At 74.8% G+C, this 17,613-nt stretch carries 18 protein-coding genes and 1 tRNA gene; 9 read left to right on the top strand and 10 right to left on the bottom strand.

Translation table 11 applies throughout. The annotated features are described in order from the left end of the window. Positions 1-125 precede the first annotated feature (125 nt). Genes ACFU5J_RS05315 through ACFU5J_RS05350 form a run of 8 tightly spaced genes read right to left on the bottom strand, consistent with a single transcriptional unit; the run spans position 126 to position 7,545 of the window. On the bottom strand, positions 126-782 hold the full coding sequence (locus tag ACFU5J_RS05315; protein WP_430578055.1) for a response regulator transcription factor: 657 nt from the start codon (positions 780-782) through the stop codon (positions 126-128). Between the two features lie 10 nt (positions 783-792). Further along, positions 793-2,328: a sensor histidine kinase gene (locus ACFU5J_RS05320; RefSeq protein ID WP_430578056.1), complete on the bottom strand. Its 1,536-nt coding sequence runs from the start codon at positions 2,326-2,328 to the stop codon at positions 793-795. After that, entirely contained in the window at positions 2,328-2,684 is a 357-nt protein-coding gene (locus ACFU5J_RS05325) for a hypothetical protein (RefSeq protein WP_430578057.1), read from the bottom strand. The genes ACFU5J_RS05320 and ACFU5J_RS05325 overlap by 1 nt, the downstream gene beginning before the upstream one ends. Positions 2,685-2,691: 7 nt before the next feature. After that, a complete protein-coding gene (locus tag ACFU5J_RS05330) occupies positions 2,692-3,768 on the bottom strand; it encodes an adenosine deaminase (protein ID WP_430574575.1) in 1,077 nt (358 codons plus the stop codon). Between the two features lie 28 nt (positions 3,769-3,796). Continuing rightward, positions 3,797-4,450: a response regulator gene (locus ACFU5J_RS05335; protein ID WP_430578058.1), complete on the bottom strand. Its 654-nt coding sequence runs from the start codon at positions 4,448-4,450 to the stop codon at positions 3,797-3,799. After that, positions 4,447-5,727 carry a sensor histidine kinase gene (locus ACFU5J_RS05340; protein WP_430578059.1) on the bottom strand — a complete coding sequence of 427 codons (1,281 nt, stop codon included), beginning with the start codon at positions 5,725-5,727 and terminating at the stop codon, positions 4,447-4,449. Before ACFU5J_RS05340 ends, ACFU5J_RS05335 begins: the two co-directional genes overlap by 4 nt. Further along, entirely contained in the window at positions 5,714-6,586 is an 873-nt protein-coding gene (locus tag ACFU5J_RS05345) for an ABC transporter permease (protein WP_430578060.1), read from the bottom strand. Before ACFU5J_RS05345 ends, ACFU5J_RS05340 begins: the two co-directional genes overlap by 14 nt. Continuing rightward, positions 6,583-7,545, bottom strand: coding sequence for an ABC transporter ATP-binding protein (locus ACFU5J_RS05350; RefSeq protein WP_430574579.1), 963 nt, complete (start codon positions 7,543-7,545; stop codon positions 6,583-6,585). Before ACFU5J_RS05350 ends, ACFU5J_RS05345 begins: the two co-directional genes overlap by 4 nt. 220 nt (positions 7,546-7,765) lie before the next feature. Here ACFU5J_RS05350 and ACFU5J_RS05355 point away from each other — a divergent pair. The 5 genes from ACFU5J_RS05355 (at position 7,766) to rplA (ending at position 10,502) form a co-directional block, all read left to right on the top strand. Next, a tRNA-Trp gene (locus tag ACFU5J_RS05355) sits at positions 7,766-7,841 on the top strand. A gap of 129 nt (positions 7,842-7,970) precedes the next feature. Beyond that, positions 7,971-8,231 carry a preprotein translocase subunit SecE gene (gene secE, locus ACFU5J_RS05360; RefSeq protein WP_430574580.1) on the top strand — a complete coding sequence of 87 codons (261 nt, stop codon included), beginning with the start codon at positions 7,971-7,973 and terminating at the stop codon, positions 8,229-8,231. 62 nt (positions 8,232-8,293) lie between these two features. Next, positions 8,294-9,118 (top strand): transcription termination/antitermination protein NusG, encoded by an 825-nt coding sequence (gene nusG / locus ACFU5J_RS05365; RefSeq protein WP_430574581.1) that lies wholly within the window; start codon positions 8,294-8,296, stop codon positions 9,116-9,118. A 111-nt stretch (positions 9,119-9,229) separates the two neighbouring features. Then, on the top strand, positions 9,230-9,661 hold the full coding sequence (gene rplK / locus ACFU5J_RS05370) for a 50S ribosomal protein L11 (protein WP_430548497.1): 432 nt from the start codon (positions 9,230-9,232) through the stop codon (positions 9,659-9,661). A gap of 130 nt (positions 9,662-9,791) precedes the next feature. Beyond that, on the top strand, positions 9,792-10,502 hold the full coding sequence (rplA, locus tag ACFU5J_RS05375; RefSeq protein WP_430574582.1) for a 50S ribosomal protein L1: 711 nt from the start codon (positions 9,792-9,794) through the stop codon (positions 10,500-10,502). A gap of 105 nt (positions 10,503-10,607) precedes the next feature. On the opposite strand, the gene ACFU5J_RS05380 is transcribed toward rplA, so the two are convergent. Next, a complete protein-coding gene (locus ACFU5J_RS05380) occupies positions 10,608-11,189 on the bottom strand; it encodes a hypothetical protein (RefSeq protein WP_430578061.1) in 582 nt (193 codons plus the stop codon). Beyond that, positions 11,186-11,593, bottom strand: a complete 408-nt coding sequence (locus ACFU5J_RS05385; protein ID WP_430574584.1) for a DUF4383 domain-containing protein — start codon at positions 11,591-11,593, stop codon at positions 11,186-11,188. Before ACFU5J_RS05385 ends, ACFU5J_RS05380 begins: the two co-directional genes overlap by 4 nt. A 291-nt stretch (positions 11,594-11,884) precedes the next feature. On the opposite strand from ACFU5J_RS05385, the gene ACFU5J_RS05390 reads away from it, so the two are divergent. From ACFU5J_RS05390 to ACFU5J_RS05405, 4 genes are all read left to right on the top strand, one after another. Further along, complete coding sequence (locus ACFU5J_RS05390; protein WP_430574585.1) at positions 11,885-12,520, top strand: RNA polymerase sigma factor; 636 nt, start codon at positions 11,885-11,887, stop codon at positions 12,518-12,520. Next, the gene (locus ACFU5J_RS05395) at positions 12,517-13,032 is read left to right on the top strand and encodes a hypothetical protein (protein WP_430575353.1); all 516 of its coding nucleotides are present in this window, start codon (positions 12,517-12,519) and stop codon (positions 13,030-13,032) included. Before ACFU5J_RS05390 ends, ACFU5J_RS05395 begins: the two co-directional genes overlap by 4 nt. Next, positions 13,029-14,912 carry a S8/S53 family peptidase gene (locus ACFU5J_RS05400; protein WP_430578062.1) on the top strand — a complete coding sequence of 628 codons (1,884 nt, stop codon included), beginning with the start codon at positions 13,029-13,031 and terminating at the stop codon, positions 14,910-14,912. The genes ACFU5J_RS05395 and ACFU5J_RS05400 overlap by 4 nt, the downstream gene beginning before the upstream one ends. Before the next feature lie 146 nt (positions 14,913-15,058). Continuing rightward, the gene (locus ACFU5J_RS05405; RefSeq protein WP_430578063.1) at positions 15,059-17,584 is read left to right on the top strand and encodes a CHAT domain-containing protein; all 2,526 of its coding nucleotides are present in this window, start codon (positions 15,059-15,061) and stop codon (positions 17,582-17,584) included. Positions 17,585-17,613: the final 29 nt, after the last annotated feature.

Raw genomic sequence — 17,613 nt, forward strand, 5'->3', positions numbered from 1 at the left:
GCCCGGGGCCCCTGCGGCCCCGCCGGGCCCCGCCCCCGTCGCCCCCCGGCCCCCCGCCCCCCACGGGGGGGGGGGCACGGTGGTGGGGGTCCAGAACGTGCACCACCGCCTGTTCGGCACTCGGGTCAGGCCAGCCGGTACCCCATGCCCCGCACGGTGACGAACCGCTCGGCGCCGAGCTTGTTGCGCAGGTAGCGCACGTACACGTCCACGACGTTGGACCCGGGGTCGAAGTCGTACCCCCACACGCGCGACAGGAGCTGCTCGCGGCTGAGCACCTGCCCGGCGTTGCGCAGGAACGCCTCGGCGAGCGCGAACTCGCGGGCGGACAGGTCCACCTCGACGCCGGCGGCGGTGGCGCGCCGGGTGCGCAGGTCGAGGCTGAGGTCGCCGTGGCTGAGCACGGTGACCTCGCCGGCGGGCTCGACGCGCAGCCGCAGGCGGATGCGCGCCAGCAGCTCCTCGAAGCGGAACGGCTTGGGCATGTAGTCGTCGGCGCCTCCCTCGAGGCCGGCGACGGTGTCGGTGACGGAGGTGCGGGCGGTGAGGATGATGACGGGCAGCGTCACCCTCGCCTCGCGCAGGCGCCGCAGCACGGTGAAGCCGTCCTGGTCGGGCAGGCCGAGGTCGAGCACGAGCAGGTCGAAGTCGCCCGTGCACGCGAGGTCGAACGCCTCGCGCGCGGTGCCGACGGTGGTGCTGGCGTACCCGGCGGCGCGCAGTCCCTTGGCGATGAAGGAGGCGATCCGGGTCTCGTCCTCGGCGACCAGGATCTGGCTCACGGCGTGGTCCTCACGGTGCGGTCCTTCCGTCGGGAGGGGGAGGGGGCGGCGGCACGGCCGGCGGCAGGTGCGGGGGAGTCCCCGCGTCGGCGTCGGGCACCGGGAGCACGGGGATCTCGACGGCGAAGAGGGAACCGCGACCCACGACGGACTCGACCGTCGCCCGGCCGCCGTGCCCGTGGGCGATGGCGGCGACGATGGCCAGCCCGAGGCCGGAGCCGTCGCGGCGCTCGCCGTCGTGCTCGGCGCGCGCGAAGCGCTCGAAGACGCGGCCGAGGTCGTCGGGCGCGATGCCGACGCCCTCGTCCCGCACCCACAGGCGGACGCTCGAGCCGTCGGCGGTGGTGCGCGACCCGATGGCGACGACGCTGCCGGGCGCGGAGAACTTCACGGCGTTGGCGGCGAGCTGCAGCCACGCCTGGGTGAGGCGCTGCGCGTCGGCGAGGGTGCGCGCGTCGGTGCGGGCGTCGACGAGCCAGGTGCGCTCGCCGAGGGTGCGCGCCTTGTCGAGGACGTCGTCGGTGAGGCGGCCGAGCTCGACGGGTGCGGGGCGCACGAAGTCGGGCTGCCCGACCGTCGCGAGGGTGACGAGGTCGTCCACGAGCCGGTGCATCCGGTCGAGCTCGTCGAGCGTGAGGTCGCGCGTCTCTGCGGTGTCGGCGGGGTCGGCGGGGTCCATGAGCTCGAGGTGGCCGCGCACGATGGTCAGTGGGGTGCGCAGCTCGTGCCCGACGTCGTCGAGCAGGCGGCGCTGCGACTCGAAGGACCCTTCGAGCCGGTCGAGCATCGCGTTGACGGCGCGGGTGAGGTGCGTGAGGTCGTCGTTGCCGGTCTCGGGGATGCGCGCCGACAGGTCGGTCTCGCCGATCTGCTGCGCGGTGTGCGCGAGGGTGCGGATGGGCCGCAGCAGCCGGCCGGCCAGGAGCCACCCGACGACGCCCGCGACGACGAGCGCCGCGAGCGCGACCAGGGCGTAGCCGCGGAAGACGGCCTGGGTCTCGGCGTGCTCGGCACCGCGGTCGTAGGCGAGGACGAGCGCGGCGGGGGCCTCGGAGGTCGCGCCGCCGGCGGCGCCGGGCAGCGCGCGGACGGGGGCGACGAGGGCGCGGTAGTCGGCCGTGGAGGTGGTGACGGTGCGCAGCAGCACGCGGTCGGCGTCGACGAGCGGCGTGACGGCTGCGACGAGCTCGGGGTCGTCCTGCAGCCGCACCTCCACCTCCTGCTGGGTGACGAGGGGGCGCTTGCCGGTGCGCAGCCCGAGGACGCCCTCGTTCCGGGCGGGCACCTCGAGCTGGATGGCGGCGACCACCACCTCCTCGGGCGAGGAGAACGGCAGGCCCGTCACCGGGTCGACGCCGGAGGCCGCCAGGGTGCGCAGCTCGTCCGCGCTCTCCACGAGGTCGGCGTCGATGCGCTCGTCCACCTGCCGGTGGGTGAGCAGGAAGGCGGTGGCGCCGGCGAAGCCCAGGGCGAGAGCCGTGAGCGCGAGCATGGAGGCGAGCAGACGCGTGCGGACGGTGAGCCCGCGCCGGACGGCCCGCGCCATCAGCGGCCCCCGCCGGCGGTCGGGGTGGCGGTCGCGTCGTCGTCCGGCTCGTCGTCGTCCGGTCCGTCGTCGTCGTCGTCATCGTCGTCGTCCGTCGGCGGAGCGGGTGCCACGTCGTCATCGTCGTCGTCATCGTCATCGTCGTCGGTGGGGGTGGGCGACGGCCGGGGCGAGGACGCGGGGGACGGTGTCGACGGCCCGGGGGAGACGACGACCACGCCGCCGACGTCGCGGTCCTCGGGCTGCGAGCCGGCGGCCGAGGCCACGAGGGCGACGATCGCCGCGACGAGGGCGGCGCCGAGCCCCCAGGGCACGACCCTGCGCCACCCCCACCCCGCGCGCTCGCCGTCCGTCATGCCGGGATCATCCCGCCGGCGGATGAGACGCAGATGAGAGCCCGTCGTCGCCGCCCGGCCCCGGGTCGGGCGCCGCGAGCCACGCGTCGACGTCGGCCAGCATCGCGCGCCGGGCGGACCCCGACGCGCGGCTAGCGCGCACGGACGACCGGGCGAGGTCGGCCAGCTCGGGGTCGGTGAAGCCGTGCACCTCGCGGGCGGCGACGTACTGGTCGAGCAGCCGGGAGGAGAACAGGAGCGGGTCGTCCGCGCCGAGGGCGACCCGGGCACCCGCCTCGACCAGGGGCCGCAGCGGCACCTGGGACGTGTCGGCGTACACGCCGAGGCCGACGTTCGACGCGGGGCACACCTCGAGGGCGATCTCGCGCTCGACGAGCTCGGCGAGGAGCGCCGGGTCCTCGCCGGCGCGCACCCCGTGGCCGAGCCGGTCGGGGTGCAGCGAGTCGACGACGTCGCGCACGTGCGACGGGCCGAGCAGCTCGCCGCCGTGCGGCACGGACGCCAGGCCCGCGCGGCGGGCGATCCGGAACGCGGCCGCGAACTCGGCCGTGTCGCCGCGCCGCTCGTCGTTGCTGAGCCCGAACCCCACGACCTCGCCCGCGCCCTCCCCGGCGTACCGGGCGGCCAGCCGGGCGAGGGTGCGGGCGTCGAGCGGGTGCCGCATCCGCGACGCCGCGACGATCACCGCCACCTCGACGCCGTGCGCGGCGCTCGCGGCCCGCGCGGCGTCGAGCACGATCTCGACCGCGGGCGTGATCCCGCCGACGAACGGCGCGTACGACGTGGGGTCCACCTGGATCTCGAGCCGGCGCGACCCCTCCGCGGCGTCGTCCGCCGCGGCCTCGTCGACCAGCCGGCGCATGTCCGCCTCCGAGCGCACGCAGGCGCGCGCCGCGTCGTACAGGCGCTGGAACCGGAACCAGCCGCGCTCGTCCGCGGGCACCCGCAGCGGGTCCCCGTCGGTCAGCGCGCCGGGCAGGCGGACGCCGTGCTCCTGGGCCAGGTCGCGCAGGGTGGGCACCCGCATCGAGCCCGTGAAGTGCAGGTGCAGGTGAGCCTTGGGGAGCTTCGCCAGATCGCGCACTGCGCCAGTCTGCCCCGAGCGCGCCCGATCAGGGCAGCCAGCCACGCTCCCGGGCCACGGTGACGGCCGCCGTGCGGTCGTCCACGCCCAGCTTCGCGAACGCCCGCAGCAGGTGCGTCTTGACGGTGGCCTCGGCGATGAACAGCTCCCGGCCCACGGCCGCGTTGGACAACCCGCGCGCCACCAGCCCCAGCACCTGCGCCTCGCGCGCCGTCGGCCGCTCGGACGCCGTGCGCACGCTGGTCACGAGCCGCGTCGCGACCCCGGGCGCCAGCACGGTCTCGCCGCGCGCGGCCGCCCGCACGCCCGCGACGAGCTGGTCGCGGGGGGTGTCCTTGAGCAGGTAGCCGGTGGCCCCGGCCTCCACGGCGCGCAGGATGTCGGCGTCCGTGTCGTAGGTCGTCAGCACGACGACGTGCGGCCCGGTCCCGGCGATCCGGGAGGTGGCGCCCACGCCGTCGAGGCGCGGCATCCGCAGGTCCATGAGCACGACGTCCGGGGCGAGCTCGGCGGCCAGCGCGACGGCGGCCTCGCCGTCGGGGGCCTCGCCCACGACCTGCACGTCGGGCTCGCCGTCCAGCATCCCGATGATCCCCGAGCGCACGACGGGGTGGTCGTCGGCGACCAGCACGCGGACCGTGGCCCTCGGGCCGGCCGTGCCGTCCGTGCCTGCCGCGTTCACGCGGCGTCCCCGGCCGGCACCCGGACCTCGACGCGGGTGCCGCCCTGCTCGCCGGGCCCGACGTCGAGCGTGCCGCCCACGGCCGAGACCCGCTCGCGCATGCCGGCGAGGCCGAGGCCGTCGGTGTGACCGGTGGAGAGGCCGCGGCCGTCGTCGATCACCTCGAGCCGCACGCCGGGCGCCGGGCCGGCGCCGGCGGGGTCCGCGGGCGCGTCGCGCGTCAGCCGGATCGTCACCGCGTGCGCACCGGCGTGCCGCCGCACGTTGGCCAGCGCCTCCTGGGCCGCACGCAGCAGCACGACGTCCGCGGCCGCGTGGCCGGTCGCCCCGCCGGGCGCGGTCGTGCCGGCGACGTCGAGCAGGACGCGCGCGCCCGTCTCGGCGGTGAACCGCTCGGCCAGGCGTCGCAGCGCCTCGGCCAGCGTCGAGCCCTGGAGGGGCACGGGGGCGAACGCCGCGACCAGGGCGCGGGCCTCGGCGAGGTTGTCGCGCGCGGTCTGCTCCACCAGCACCAGGCGTTCGCGGGCCCGGCCCTGCTCGCCCCGGTCGAGGGCGGCCGTCGCGGCCTGCGCCTGCGTCACGACGCTCGTGAAGCCCTGCGCCAGGGTGTCGTGGATCTCGCGGGCCAGCCGCTCGCGCTCCGCCGTGACGCCCGCCGCGTGGTGGGACTCGGCGAGCTCGGCCTGCGCGTCACGGAGCTCGCCCAGCAGCCGGGCACGCTCCTCGGAGAGCCGCATCGTCGTCGCGACCCACAGCCCGAGCATGACGGCGAAGGCCAGCGCGATCGCCATCTGCGGTGCGGCCTGCAGCAGCGTCGGGACGTCGAACCCGCCCTGGAAGGAGATGCCCACCGTCGACGCGGCCGCCAGCACCACCGACGCCACGACCGCCCGGCGCGGCGGGTCCAGCAGCATCCACAGCTGCGTGAACGCGCCGAACAGCAGCAGCGTCGCAATGCCGTTCTGCGCCACCGTCACGGCGGTCCCGACGATCAGGACGACCACGTACGCCGTGGCCGTGCGCTGGTCGCGCGTCCGCGCCGCACGGGCGCCCCAGAGCGCGTAGGCGAGGAGGATCGCCGCCATCGCGCCGTACGCCACCCACAGCTGCGGCCCGCGCTGCCCCGCCGACGGGAGCGCGACGGCGGTGAGCAGCACGATCGCGACGAACGTGCGGTCCCACCAGACGACCTGGCGCTCCCAGTCGTCGTCGACCACCGCGGCGTACCGGTCGGGGGCGGCGGCAGGGTCGGCCGCGCCGTCGTCAGCCGTCGTCACGACGCCGCCACCGGAAGGTGCGCACCCCGACGACGAGCCCCGCGATCAGCCATACGGCAAGTACACCAGCGGTGGCGAGGTGCTGCCACGACCCGCTGGTCTCCAGCGCCGCCATGTCCTCGGGCAGGAAGACGGACCGCATGCCCTGCGCGATCCACTTCAGGGGGAACACCGAGGCCAGGGTCTGCATCCAGGCGGGCAGGGCGAAGAACGCGAAGAACACGCCGGAGACGAACTGGAGCACCAGCACGACCGGCGTCACGACGGCGCTCGCCGACCGGCCGGAGCGCGGCAGCGATGAGAACGCGACGCCGCAGACCGTGCCCGTGGCCGTGCCGAGCACGAAGACCCAGGCGAACGTGGCCCAGCGGCCGGCGTCCGAGGGCATCGGCACGTCGTAGACGAGGGCCGCGACCGCGAGCAGCAGGGCCGTCTGCACGACCGAGGTCGCGAGCGTCAGCAGCACCTTGCCGCCGAAGTACGCGGAGGACGGCAGCGGGGTGGCGCGCAGGCGGCGCAGCGTGCCGTCGTCGCGCTCCACGGCGATGGAGATCGCCAGCGACTGGAAGCTGGTGAGCACGACGCCCGTGGCGACCATGCCGGGCAGGAAGTACTGCGCGAAGCCGATCTCGGCGACCTCGGTGCCCTGGTCCTGGCCGCCGAACACCGTGGCGAAGATCGCCAGCATGACGATCGGGTAGGCGAAGACGAAGACGACGGCGTCGCGCTCGCGCCAGAACTGGCGCAGCTCGACGCCGGCGCGCACGAGCGAGAGGGGCAGCACGCCGGGCAGCCCGGCGGGGGTGCGGGCGGCCGGCCCGGCGCCGCGGGCGGGTGCGGTCGGGGCCGTGGTGCTCATGCGTCGCCTCCGGGAGTGACGAGACCGAGGTAGACGTCCTCGAGGCTCGGGCGGGTGATGGACAGGTCGGCGACCTCGCCGTCGGGACCGGCGACGGTCGCGACGAGGTGCGCGGCCAGCGCGGTGGGCGTGTCCGTGCGCTCGGTGCGCCGTGCGCCGTCCTGGGTCCAGGACACGACGGGCGTGCGTGCCCCGGGGCCGCCGAGGGACCCGGGCGTGCCCTCGGCCACGACCTGCCCGTCGCGCACGACGGCGACGCGGTCGGCCAGGTGCGCGGCCTCGGCGAGGTCGTGGGTGGTGAGCAGGATCGTGGTGCCGGCCTCGCGCAGGCCGAGGACGAGGTCCCAGAACGCCCGGCGGGCCTGGGGGTCGAAGCCGGTGGTCGGCTCGTCCAGGAACAGCAGCTCCGGGTCGCCGACGACGCCGAGCGCCACGTCGAGGCGGCGTCGTTGCCCACCCGAGAGCGAGCGGACCCGGGCGCCGGCCTGGGACGTGAGGCCGACCGCCGCGACGACCTCGTCGGGGTCGCGCGGTGCGGGGTAGTAGCGGGCCGTGGAGCGGACGGACTCCGCGACCGTGAGCTCCGCCTGGTCGCGGGAGTCCTGGGCGACGACGCCGATCCGGGCGCGCCAGGCGCGGCCCGCGCGGGCCGGGTCCTCGCCGAGCACGCGGACCTCGCCGCCGTCGCGGGCGCGGAAGCCCTCGAGGATCTCGACGGTGGTCGTCTTGCCGGCACCGTTGGGCCCGAGGACGGCGACGATCTCGCCGGCGTCGAGGTCGAGGTCGAGCCCGTCGACGGCTCGCTTGGCGCCGTAGCGCCTGGCCAGGCCGCGGACACGGACGGCCACGTCGCCGTGCGGGTGCGGCGCGGCGGGGCGGGACCGGGTCCCGGTCGAGGATCGCGGGCCGCGCAGCGCGGTGGACGGCGGCGGGGCCGGTGCGGGGGTCGGCGAGGTCATGCCCCGAGCCTGGCCGCCCGGCGGGGGGCGGCGGGAGCCCCGGACGGGGGGACCCGGGGTCCACCGATCGGTGGACGGACCGGAGGTCCGGGGGCCCGCGCGGAGGCGGTTCGACCCACGCCTGCGCGTCGCGTACAGTTGTCCCTCGGTGGTTGATGCCCGCCATGCTCGAACGCGCCCTTCCGGGTGGTTCGGACTGGACGGCGGGGGTCGAGCACGAAGGGTAGTGGCGCAATTGGTAGCGCAGCGGTCTCCAAAACCGCAGGTTGCAGGTTCGAGTCCTGTCTACCCTGCCAGCGTGATCCCCCGCGGGGCCGCGCGCAGCGGGGCCATCGCATGACCCCGGAACGCCAGGAGTCAGTGCCGTGGGTGCGTCACCGGCAGGTGGCGTGGCCGCGGCGGGAACGCGAAACGGGGTAGTGCGAGTGAGCGAGTCACCGGCCGAGGCCGTGGGGACGCCCGGCGGCGGCAAGTCGGCCACCGGCAAGCGCCCGCACCTGTTCGCGCGTATCGCGCTCTTCGTGCGCCAGGTCGTCGCGGAGCTCCGCAAGGTCGTCACGCCGACCCGTTCGGAGCTGATCAACTACACGATCGTCGTCCTGGTGTTCGTCGTCGTGGTCATGCTCTTCGTGACGGCGCTCGACTGGGTCATCGGTCTGGGCGTCCTCGCACTCTTCGGCGACTGACCGCGGCAGGCCGCCGGTCGCCCGCCCCCGAAGCAAGCAGATTCCAGAAAGCAGGTTCGTTCGTGTCCCAGGATCCGCTGGACCAGACGGAGAACGTCGACCCCACCCAGCCCGACGCCGACGGCGCCGAGGCGGACCTCGACGTGCCCACGGACGCGGAGCCCGAGTCGGGCACCGAGGACGCTGCTGACGAGACCGGCGCCGAGGACACCGACGAGGCCGCGGAGGACACCGACGAGGACGAGCGCCCGGCGGACGCCGACGGCGACGTCGTCGAGGACCCGGCCGAGGAGTTCCGCCGCACGCTGCGCTCGCAGCTCGGCGACTGGTACGTCATCCACTCGTACGCCGGTTACGAGAACCGTGTGAAGGCCAACCTGGAGAACCGCATCCAGAGCCTGAACATGGAGGACTACATCTTCCAGATCGAGGTCCCCATGGAGGAGGTGACCGAGATCAAGAACGCGCAGAAGAAGACCGTCCGCCGCGTCCGCATCCCCGGTTACGTCCTCGTGCGCATGGACCTGACGGACGAGTCGTGGGGCGCCGTGCGCCACACGCCGGGCGTCACCGGGTTCGTCGGCCACACGCACCAGCCCGTGCCGCTGACGCTCGACGAGGTCTACTCGATGCTCGCGCCGGTGTTCGTCGAGGCCGCCCCCGAGGCCGGCAAGGCCGCTGCCGCGTCCGGCGCGTCGGCGAAGGCGCCGGTCGAGGTCGACTTCGAGGTCGGCGAGTCGGTCACCGTCACGGACGGCCCGTTCGACACGCTGCCCGCCACGATCTCCGAGATCAACGTCGAGGCCCAGAAGCTCCAGGTCCTCGTCTCCATCTTCGGCCGGGAGACCCCGGTCGAGCTGTCGTTCAACCAGGTCGCGAAGATCTGATCAGCCCGGTCTGACGTCTCGCGCGGCGCGGCCGCGCGCGACGGGACGCAGCACTGCAACCGGGTCATCGCCCACGGCGTCGGCCCACGAACAGAGAGCAAGGAACGCGACATGCCTCCCAAGAAGAAGGTCTCCGGCCTCATCAAGCTCCAGATCAAGGCCGGCGCGGCCACCCCCGCGCCGCCGATCGGTCCGGCGCTCGGTCAGCACGGCGTCAACATCATGGAGTTCTGCAAGGCCTACAACGCGGCCACCGAGTCGCAGCGCGGCAACGTGGTGCCGGTCGAGATCACGGTCTACGAGGACCGCTCGTTCACCTTCATCACGAAGACGCCGCCGGCCGCCGAGCTCATCAAGAAGGCCGCCGGTGTGGCCAAGGGCTCCGCGACGCCGCACACGGTCAAGGTCGCGCAGCTCTCCCAGGACCAGGTCCGCGAGATCGCCCAGACGAAGCTCCAGGACCTCAACGCGAACGACATCGACGCCGCGATGAAGATCGTCGCCGGCACCGCCCGTTCGATGGGCATCACCGTCGCGGAGTGATCCGCGGGCGAGCCGCCCGGCCGTGACCTGGTCACGTCCGGGCGGCCCGCACCAAGTCCCGGCGAACGACGCCGGGCACGTGGCAGGGTCCGCGCGGACCCGCTCACCACGACTGCAGAAGGAGAAGCAGATGGCAACGCGCAGCAAGGCGTACCGCGCCGCGGCGGAGAAGATCGACCGCGACGCCCTGTACGCCCCCCTCGAGGCGGTCCGCCTCGCCAAGGAGACCGCGACGGTCAAGTACGACGCGACCGTCGAGGTCGTGTTCCGCCTGGGTGTCGACCCCCGCAAGGCCGACCAGATGGTCCGTGGCACGGTCAACCTGCCGCACGGCACCGGCAAGACGGCCCGCGTGATCGTCTTCGCGAACGCCGCCAAGGCCGAGGAGGCCGTGGCCGCCGGCGCCGACGAGGTCGGTGGCGACGAGCTCATCGCCAAGGTCGCGGCGGGCTACACCGACTTCGACGCCGCCGTGGCGACGCCGGACCTCATGGGCAAGGTCGGCCGCCTGGGCAAGGTGCTCGGCCCCCGTGGTCTCATGCCGAACCCGAAGACCGGCACCGTGACGATGGACGTGGCCAAGGCCGTGTCCGACATCAAGGGCGGCAAGATCGAGTTCCGCGTCGACAAGCACTCGAACCTGCACTTCATCATCGGCAAGGCGTCCTTCGACGAGAAGGCGCTGGTGGAGAACTACGCCGCCGCGCTGGACGAGGTCCTGCGTCTCAAGCCGACGTCGTCCAAGGGTCGGTACATCACCAAGGCCACGATGACGACGACGATGGGCCCCGGCATCCCGCTGGACCAGTCGCGTACCTCGAAGCTGCTCGACGAGGCGTGATCGACGCGTGATCCCGCAAGGGACTCGCTGAACCGCACCGCACGACGGCCCGGCACCCACGAGGGTGCCGGGCCGTCGTCGTCTCCGGGTGCGGGCGGCGGGCCGTCACGGCCCGTGGTGGTGCCCCTCGAGCCCGGGGAGGTCGGGCAGGTGGTGCTCGCTGTGCGGGACGGCCCGCGCCCCGGCCTCGGTGTCGGTGAGGCCCGCCGACGTGACCGTCGAGACGGCGACCGCCCCGGCGAAGAGGACCGCCAGCGCGGCGGTCGGGCGGCGGGCCCGGACGCGCCCGCGGTCCGTCGGCGCGCCGTCCGGCACCACGCGGCGGGGCCGGGTGAGGACGCCCACGGCGGCGGCCGCGGCCAGCTGCAGGGCCGTGACCGCCGCGGCGGCGGCACCGAAGTGCCCGCCCGGGGCGAACGCGACCAGCACCCCGGCGACGCTGCCCGCGGTGAGAGCCGCGACCGCGGCCCGCGCGAGCGCACCGGCAGGGAGCCGCCGCGGACCCACGCCCCGGAGGACGCCGAACGCCGCGACGAGCTCCGCCGCGCCCGCCAGCAGCGCGAGCCACCCCTGCGGCGCCGGGAGGACGCCCCGCACCAGCCCCAGGTTGACGACGCCCGCGCCCAGCAGCGCGAACGCGAGGAGGGTGCGGCCCAGCGGCACCGCCGCCGTGGCGCCGGGGGTCATGCGGTGGCGACCGCCGACGCCTGGGTGCGGTCGGCGGCGAGGCCCACGCCCAGCAGCAGGACGGCGCTCGCCAGGTGCAGCACGTTGTCCGCCCCGTTGAGCGCGATGATGTTGGCGCCGGTGCCGACCAGGAACAGGCCGAGCACGCCGACCAGGAGGTAGACCGCGCCGATGGTGACGTTGACGCCCTTGGCGGCGCCCACGGAGCGGGAGGCGATCAGCAGGGCGGCGCCGACGCCGAGGTGGACGATGTTGTGGAGCGGGTTCACCTCGAACAACAGCAGGTTCGCGCCCTCCGTGGCGGCAAAGCCGACGCCCGACGTGACGACGAACCCGGCGAGGCCGACCAGCAGGTAGACGGTGCCAAACACTGCGGCGAGGAGGCGGTTCGCGGACGAGGACATGATGGCTGCTCCTTCTTCTCGGGCGCGGGGACGTCCCGCGCTCACCCGGGGTTCGGAACGGCGGGCGCTGCGGATGGGTGCACCTGCACCGGCGTGTATCAGGAGGTCGGCGGGCCCCTCCCTCCCCGTGACGACGAGAGCGCGGCGCCCTGCGGGCCCGCCCTGCGAAGGGGTGATGGCATGACGACGCAACGTCACCCTTCATCCGTCCCGACGGGCGCCGTAGGCTCGGAGGTTCCGGGGCGCAGCCGTCCCGGCTTCTCGACGAGCCCTCACGAGGTGCGAACAGTCATGACACGAGCCACGGAGGAACCGCTCGGTGGGGCGCCCGACGCCGACGAGAGCCTGGGCGACCGGGCCGCGCGGGCCATCCTCGAGTTCCGTGAGGGGCGCACCGACGCCCTGACCGACCTGGTCCGCGAGGCCAGCCCGCTGCTGTGGCACACGGTGCGCGCCCAGGGTGTCGACCGGGACGTCGCCGACGACGTGGTGCAGTCCACCTGGGCGGCGCTCGTGCGGCACGCGGACACGATCGCCGAGCCGAAGGCCGTGCTCAAGTGGCTCCTCGTGACCGCCCGCCGTGCCGCGTGGGAGTCGGTGCGCAAGGGCCGCGCCGACCTGCGCCGCCGCACCGAGCTGCCCGACGACGTCACGGAGGGCTCCGCGGCTCTGCCCGACGCCGGCCCGGGCCCGGAGGCCGAGGTGCTCCGCGACGAGCGCGACCGCCTCCTCTGGTCGTCCCTGCGCCGGCTCCCGGAGCGCTGCCAGGAGCTGCTGCGACTCGTCTCGCTCGCCGACCGCCCGGACTACAAGGCGATCTCGGCGTCGATCGGCATGCCGGTGGGAAGCATCGGCGCCACACGGGGACGGTGCCTGGCGAAGCTGCGCGCCGTCCTCACCGAACAGGGGGAGGCCTCGTGGACATGAACCTGAAGCACGAGAACGCATGGGGCGCGCCCGTGCCCGGCGAGGACGAGCCCCTGGACGAGCGCGACGTCGCCGTCCTGGAACGCCTCGGCCGCGCCGTGCAGGCGGTGGACCCGATGCCCGACGGCCTCGTCGAGCGGTCGCTGTTCGCGATGACCCTCGCCCGCCTCGAGGCCGAGGTGATGGACCTGCAGCAGATCGAGGCGCCCGTCGGCTCCGTCCGCGGCGACGCCCCGCCGCTGGAGGCCCGCACCATCACCTTCACGCACGAGCGCCTCACGGTGATGATCGCGCTGTCCACCGACGACGACGGCACGCACGTGCGCCTCGACGGCTGGGTGGCTCCGGCGGACACCCTCGTCGTGGAGCTGCGCCAGCCCGGTGGCGAGCGCACCACCACCGCCGACGACGACGGCCGCTTCGCCTTCACCGCCGTCGACCGCGGTCCCGCAAGCCTGCTGATCCGACTCGAGGAGGAGACGTCCGTGACGACGCCCGTGGTGGAGCTGTGAGCGACACCCCCCAACGCCTGCAGTGGCGTACGCGAGCACTCGACCCGACCGACGCGCGCCGCACGGGGACGCAGCCGTCCCCGCAGCCGACGTGGTACGTGGGGGACCGGCTGCTGCTGGACGTGGAGGCGCCGTCGCGCTCCGGCCCGGCACCGCGGTGGCTCCGGCGGCTGCGGCACGCCGCATGGCGCCATGGGGTCAACGTCGAGATCGAGCCCGAGACCTACGAGGACCTGGACCTGCTCTCCGAGGCCGCCGATCTCGGGGACTTCGACGATGCCCTCCGTGCCCGGCTCCGCCAGGTCTTCGGTACGTCGGCGGTGCTCGTCCGGTTGAACGAGGGCGGCCTGCCCGACGGCTGGAACCTCCTCACCGCGGTGCAGGGGAGCTGGGACCAGCACGACTCGAGACCGAGCGACGACACCCTCGGCTTCTCGCTCCCGTGGCCGGCCGGCCGCGTGTCGGTGCAGTCCGCGGACGGCCCGGGGGAGGTATCGCTGGGGCTCGACCACATCATCGTCCCCGGCGGGATCGGCGGAGGTGCGGCGAGCCAGCCCAGCACGTTCACGGCGACACAGCCGTTCATCACCGGCTTGCCCTTGACGATGGGGCACCCGCTGACGATGGGGCACCCGCTGACGATGGGGCACCCGCTGACCATGGGGCACCCTCTGACCATGGGACATCCGGTCGGCGGGCTCTCGGAGTACGCCGTCGCCGGTTGGGGAGGACGTCAGCCGGTCGCCTGGGTGGGCCCCGCGCCGCGCGGGGCGATCGCAGCCGGGGAGACCCCGTACGTCGGGGCCGACGGCGTGCGTCGGCCGGTGGTGGCGCTGATGGACACCGGCGTGGGGCCGCACCCGTGGTTCGGGCTCGACGGCGCGAAGCCCTCTGCCGGTGTGAGCTGGACGGAGAACGACCGGCACCGCGAGGACGTCGTGATCCGGGACCCGGAGGTCGTCGGGCGGCCGGTGGGTCTCAGCCCGCGGCCGGGGCACGCCTACCAGGACCCCGAGGTCGGGGGCGTCTCGATCGACCCGCTCGTCGGCCCTCTCGACCCGGTGGCCGGCCACGGTACCTTCATGGCGGGTCTCGTCCACCAGCAGTGCCCCGACGCCGTGATCCTCGCCCCCCGCGTCTACGGGGGCTCGGGCATCGTGTCCGAGCGCGACCTGCTCCGCTCGCTGCGCCGGCTCCTCCTGTGGCACCTGCTCGGCCTGGCCGGCATCGACGGGTACGCGCCCGTCGACGTGGCGGTCCTGTCGCTCGGCTACTACCACGAGCGTCCCCGCGACGAGGACTTCGACCTGCCGCTCGGCACCGTGCTGCGCGAGCTGCGTCGTTGGGGGGTCGCGGTCGTCTGCTCGAGCGGCAACGACGGGCAGGTGCGCGAAACGTTCCCCGCGGCATTCGCTCCCCGGCTCGACCGCCGTACGGAGCCGCCGACGCCGGTCGAGGCGCTGTCGGCGGACGAGCCGCCGCTGGTCGCCGTCGGCGCCCGCAACCCGGACGGGACGACCGCGCTGTTCAGCAACGACGGCGACTGGATCACGTGCCTGCGCCCCGGCTCGGCGCTGGTGAGCGCCGCGCCGGTGACCATGGACGGCGTGCTGGCGCCTACGCGGTTCATGCGCGAGCTCTATTCCGACGGCTACCGCGCGACGATCGACCCGGAGGGGTTCGAGGGCGGGTTCGCGATCTGGAGCGGCACGTCTTTCGCCGCACCGGTCTTCGCAGGCGAGCTGGCCCGGCATCTGCAGGACGGCGGCCTCGCGGAGCCGAAGAGGCCGGTCGGAGCCGATGGCGACAGCGAGCGCTGCGACCAGACGTGGGCGGCGATCAGCCGAGGCACCGGCCTCACAGTCCCGGGGCGCGGCTAGCGGCGCCGGCACGGCGCCCGAGCATGCTCGGCGTGACCTGTCACCCGGCCTGAGGGACGACGTACCCTCACCGGGTGGCAGGTCCTTTGGAACGCGCGCACTTCCTTTACGGTGACGCCCATGCCGCCGACGACGCCGGTGGGTTCGTGCACGCGCTCGAGACGTACCGCGAGCTAAGGTCCCTTCTCGACGACGACCGGCTCCTCGAGGCGTTGCACGGCGAGGAGCGGCGGGAAGGCTCCGTGCTGCGCGTGCGAGCCCACCTGGGGCTGGCACGCGCCACCTACGAGACCTCGGGCGACCTGGCTGAGGCGCTCTCCCTCCTGGCAGAGGCCGAGCGCACCTGCGAGGAAGAGGGACTGGACGGAGAGCTGCTCGCCGTGTGGGGTCAGCACGGACTCCTGCTCCTGCGTTCGGGCGACCTCGCCGGGGCGCGCGAGGCGCTGGACAGGGTGGCGCCGGACGACGACGCCGAGCCGTCGTTCGACCTCGGCGTCATTCTGCTCAACCGTGGCGCGCTGCACCTCGAGGCGGGAGACGCGACGGCCGCGGCGCGCGACCTGCGCGCGGCAGCGAAGGTCGGACGGGCGATCGGGAACTCGGTGCTCGAGGCGCACGCGCGCCATAACCTCGGGTACGCGGCATTCCTGAGCGGCGACCTGCCTGCGGCGCTTCGGGAAATGTCCGATGCAGCGGAGCTGGGGGACCGGCCCGAGCCGGTGGTCCTGATGGACCGGTCACGTGTCCTGGCCGAGGCAGGGCTGGTCTCCGACGCCGTCGCGGCACTCGAGCTCGCGTCCTCGCTGTTGGAGGGCGGCTCCGCCGTCGTCCGTGCGGAGGTCGAGCTCACGCTCGCCGTGTGCCTGATGGACATGCGTCAGTTCGACCGCGCGGTCGCCGCGGCTCGCACATCGGCTCGCGGATTCGAGCGCGCGGCGAACGGGCCTTGGCGGGCGCGGGCACGGGTCGTCGAGCTCCAGGCGCAGCTCGGCGCAGATCGGTTCGGGCGCAGGCCCGGCTCGCGCGCCACCCTCCGGCGCCGTGCGGCCCGCGCCCTCGAGCTGGCCGAGCTGGGCAAGACCGCCGGCACCGTGGGGCGTCTGACGGTCGCGTACCCGGCCCTCCTCATGGCCGCGGAGTGGTCGGCTATGGCCGGTGACCTCGACGCCGCGCGCGCCCTGCTCGCGCGGGTGCCCGCCGACCTCGGCGACGCGCCTCTGTCGCTGCGGCTCGAGCGGACCGCCATGACGGCCCAGGTGGCGTTCGCCCGTGGCTCGCGCAGTGCCGGCGTGCGCGCCGTGCGGCACGGGCAGCGCACGCTGGCGGCGCACCGCGGGCTCGGTTCCGTCGAGGCGGTCGCCGCGACGGGGCTGCACGCGCTCCGACTGAACCTGGTCGACGTCCGTGCCGCGCTCGCGACGGGTGACGCTGCGGCGGTCTTCGACGCGCTCGAGCGCGGCCGTGCCGCCGCCGCGGGGACCGCGCGGCTGGTCCCGCCCGACGACGCGCGCCTCGCCGAGCTGCTCGAGCGCGCCAGGGCGGAGCACCAGGCGGCGCTCGCCCTCGGGGCGACGGCGACCCCCGAGGGCATCCGCGACAAGCGGGGGCACCTGGTGGAGGCCCGGCGCCTGCAGGACGAGGCGCGGGAGCTCTCCTGGCAGGTGGAGGGCGAACGGCGCCCCGTCGAACCGGTCTCGGCACGGGAGGTCCGGGCCGCGCTGCGGGCCGCGCCGGCCCCGCGCGACGCAGACGTCGTCGTCTCCTACAGCACGCTCGACGACGAGCTGTTCGCCGTGCGCCTCGATGCCCGGGGCTCCACCCTGCACCGGCTGGGTGCGCGGTCCGCCATGCTGGAGCAGGCGCGTCGTGCGCGGGCCGACCTCACGGTGGTGTCGAACCCGCTCATCCCGGCGGCTCTGCGCGACGCGGCGGGCCGGTCGTTGGCGCAGAGCCTTGCGCGGCTCGACGACCAGCTCGTCCGGCCGCTCGGCGGCGCGGGGGACTTGCACGTGGTAGCCCGCGGTCAGCTCCTCACGCTGCCGTGGTCGGCTCTGACGTCGCGGGTCGGCCGGCGCACCTGGGTGGGGGAGCGGGTCCACCTCGTGCGCTCGGCCGACGGCCCCGCGGTCCACCGTGACGACGTCGTCGTGCTGGCCGGCCCGGACACTGAGGGCGGCGTCGCGGAGGCCGAGGCGGTGGCGGCGGTGTGGTCGTCGGCACGGGTGCTGGTCCGGGGCGAAGCTACCGTTCATGAAGCGGTGCGGGCGCTCACCCGGGCGCGGGTGGTGCACCTGGCAGCGCACGGCACGCATGCGCAGGACAACGCGATGTTCTCGTCGCTCCGCCTCGCGGACGGACCGCTCTTCGCCCACGAGCTCGACGGGGTGGGTCTCGCGGGCGCCACCGTGGTGCTCTCGGCCTGCGAGCTGGGGCTGTCCTCCTCGGACGTGGGCGGGGAAGCCCTCGGGTTCGCGAGCGTCCTGCTGCGCCACGGTGCGGACGCCGTGATCGCCGCGGTGGCGCCGTTGCGCGACGACGTCGCGGTCCGCGTGATGCCGTCCCTCCACGCGGGGCTGCGTGACGGGCTGCGGCCGGGGGAGGCTCTCGCGCGCGCCGTCGCGGACGAGCCCGAGCCCGTGCCGCTGGTGTGCTTCGGCCCGCTCGTCTTGTGATGTGGACGACACCTTGCCATCGCCACTGG

The sequence above is a fragment of the Isoptericola sp. NPDC057559 genome, assembly GCF_042801555.1.
Lineage (GTDB): Bacteria > Actinomycetota > Actinomycetes > Actinomycetales > Cellulomonadaceae > Isoptericola.

What these genes read in the sequence shown, in the direction of transcription:
- ACFU5J_RS05320 (WP_430578056.1), bottom strand. Translation starts at nt 2,328, where the DNA reads ATGGCGCGGGCCGTCCGGCGCGGGCTCACCGTCCGCACGCGTCTGCTC.
- ACFU5J_RS05325 (WP_430578057.1), bottom strand. Translation starts at nt 2,684, where the DNA reads ATGACGGACGGCGAGCGCGCGGGGTGGGGGTGGCGCAGGGTCGTGCCC.
- ACFU5J_RS05345 (WP_430578060.1), bottom strand. Translation starts at nt 6,586, where the DNA reads ATGAGCACCACGGCCCCGACCGCACCCGCCCGCGGCGCCGGGCCGGCC.
- ACFU5J_RS05350 (WP_430574579.1), bottom strand. Translation starts at nt 7,545, where the DNA reads ATGACCTCGCCGACCCCCGCACCGGCCCCGCCGCCGTCCACCGCGCTG.
- rplK (WP_430548497.1), top strand. Translation starts at nt 9,230, where the DNA reads ATGCCTCCCAAGAAGAAGGTCTCCGGCCTCATCAAGCTCCAGATCAAG.
- rplA (WP_430574582.1), top strand. Translation starts at nt 9,792, where the DNA reads ATGGCAACGCGCAGCAAGGCGTACCGCGCCGCGGCGGAGAAGATCGAC.
- ACFU5J_RS05380 (WP_430578061.1), bottom strand. Translation starts at nt 11,189, where the DNA reads ATGACCCCCGGCGCCACGGCGGCGGTGCCGCTGGGCCGCACCCTCCTC.
- ACFU5J_RS05385 (WP_430574584.1), bottom strand. Translation starts at nt 11,593, where the DNA reads ATGTCCTCGTCCGCGAACCGCCTCCTCGCCGCAGTGTTTGGCACCGTC.
- ACFU5J_RS05390 (WP_430574585.1), top strand. Translation starts at nt 11,885, where the DNA reads ATGACACGAGCCACGGAGGAACCGCTCGGTGGGGCGCCCGACGCCGAC.
- ACFU5J_RS05395 (WP_430575353.1), top strand. Translation starts at nt 12,517, where the DNA reads ATGAACCTGAAGCACGAGAACGCATGGGGCGCGCCCGTGCCCGGCGAG.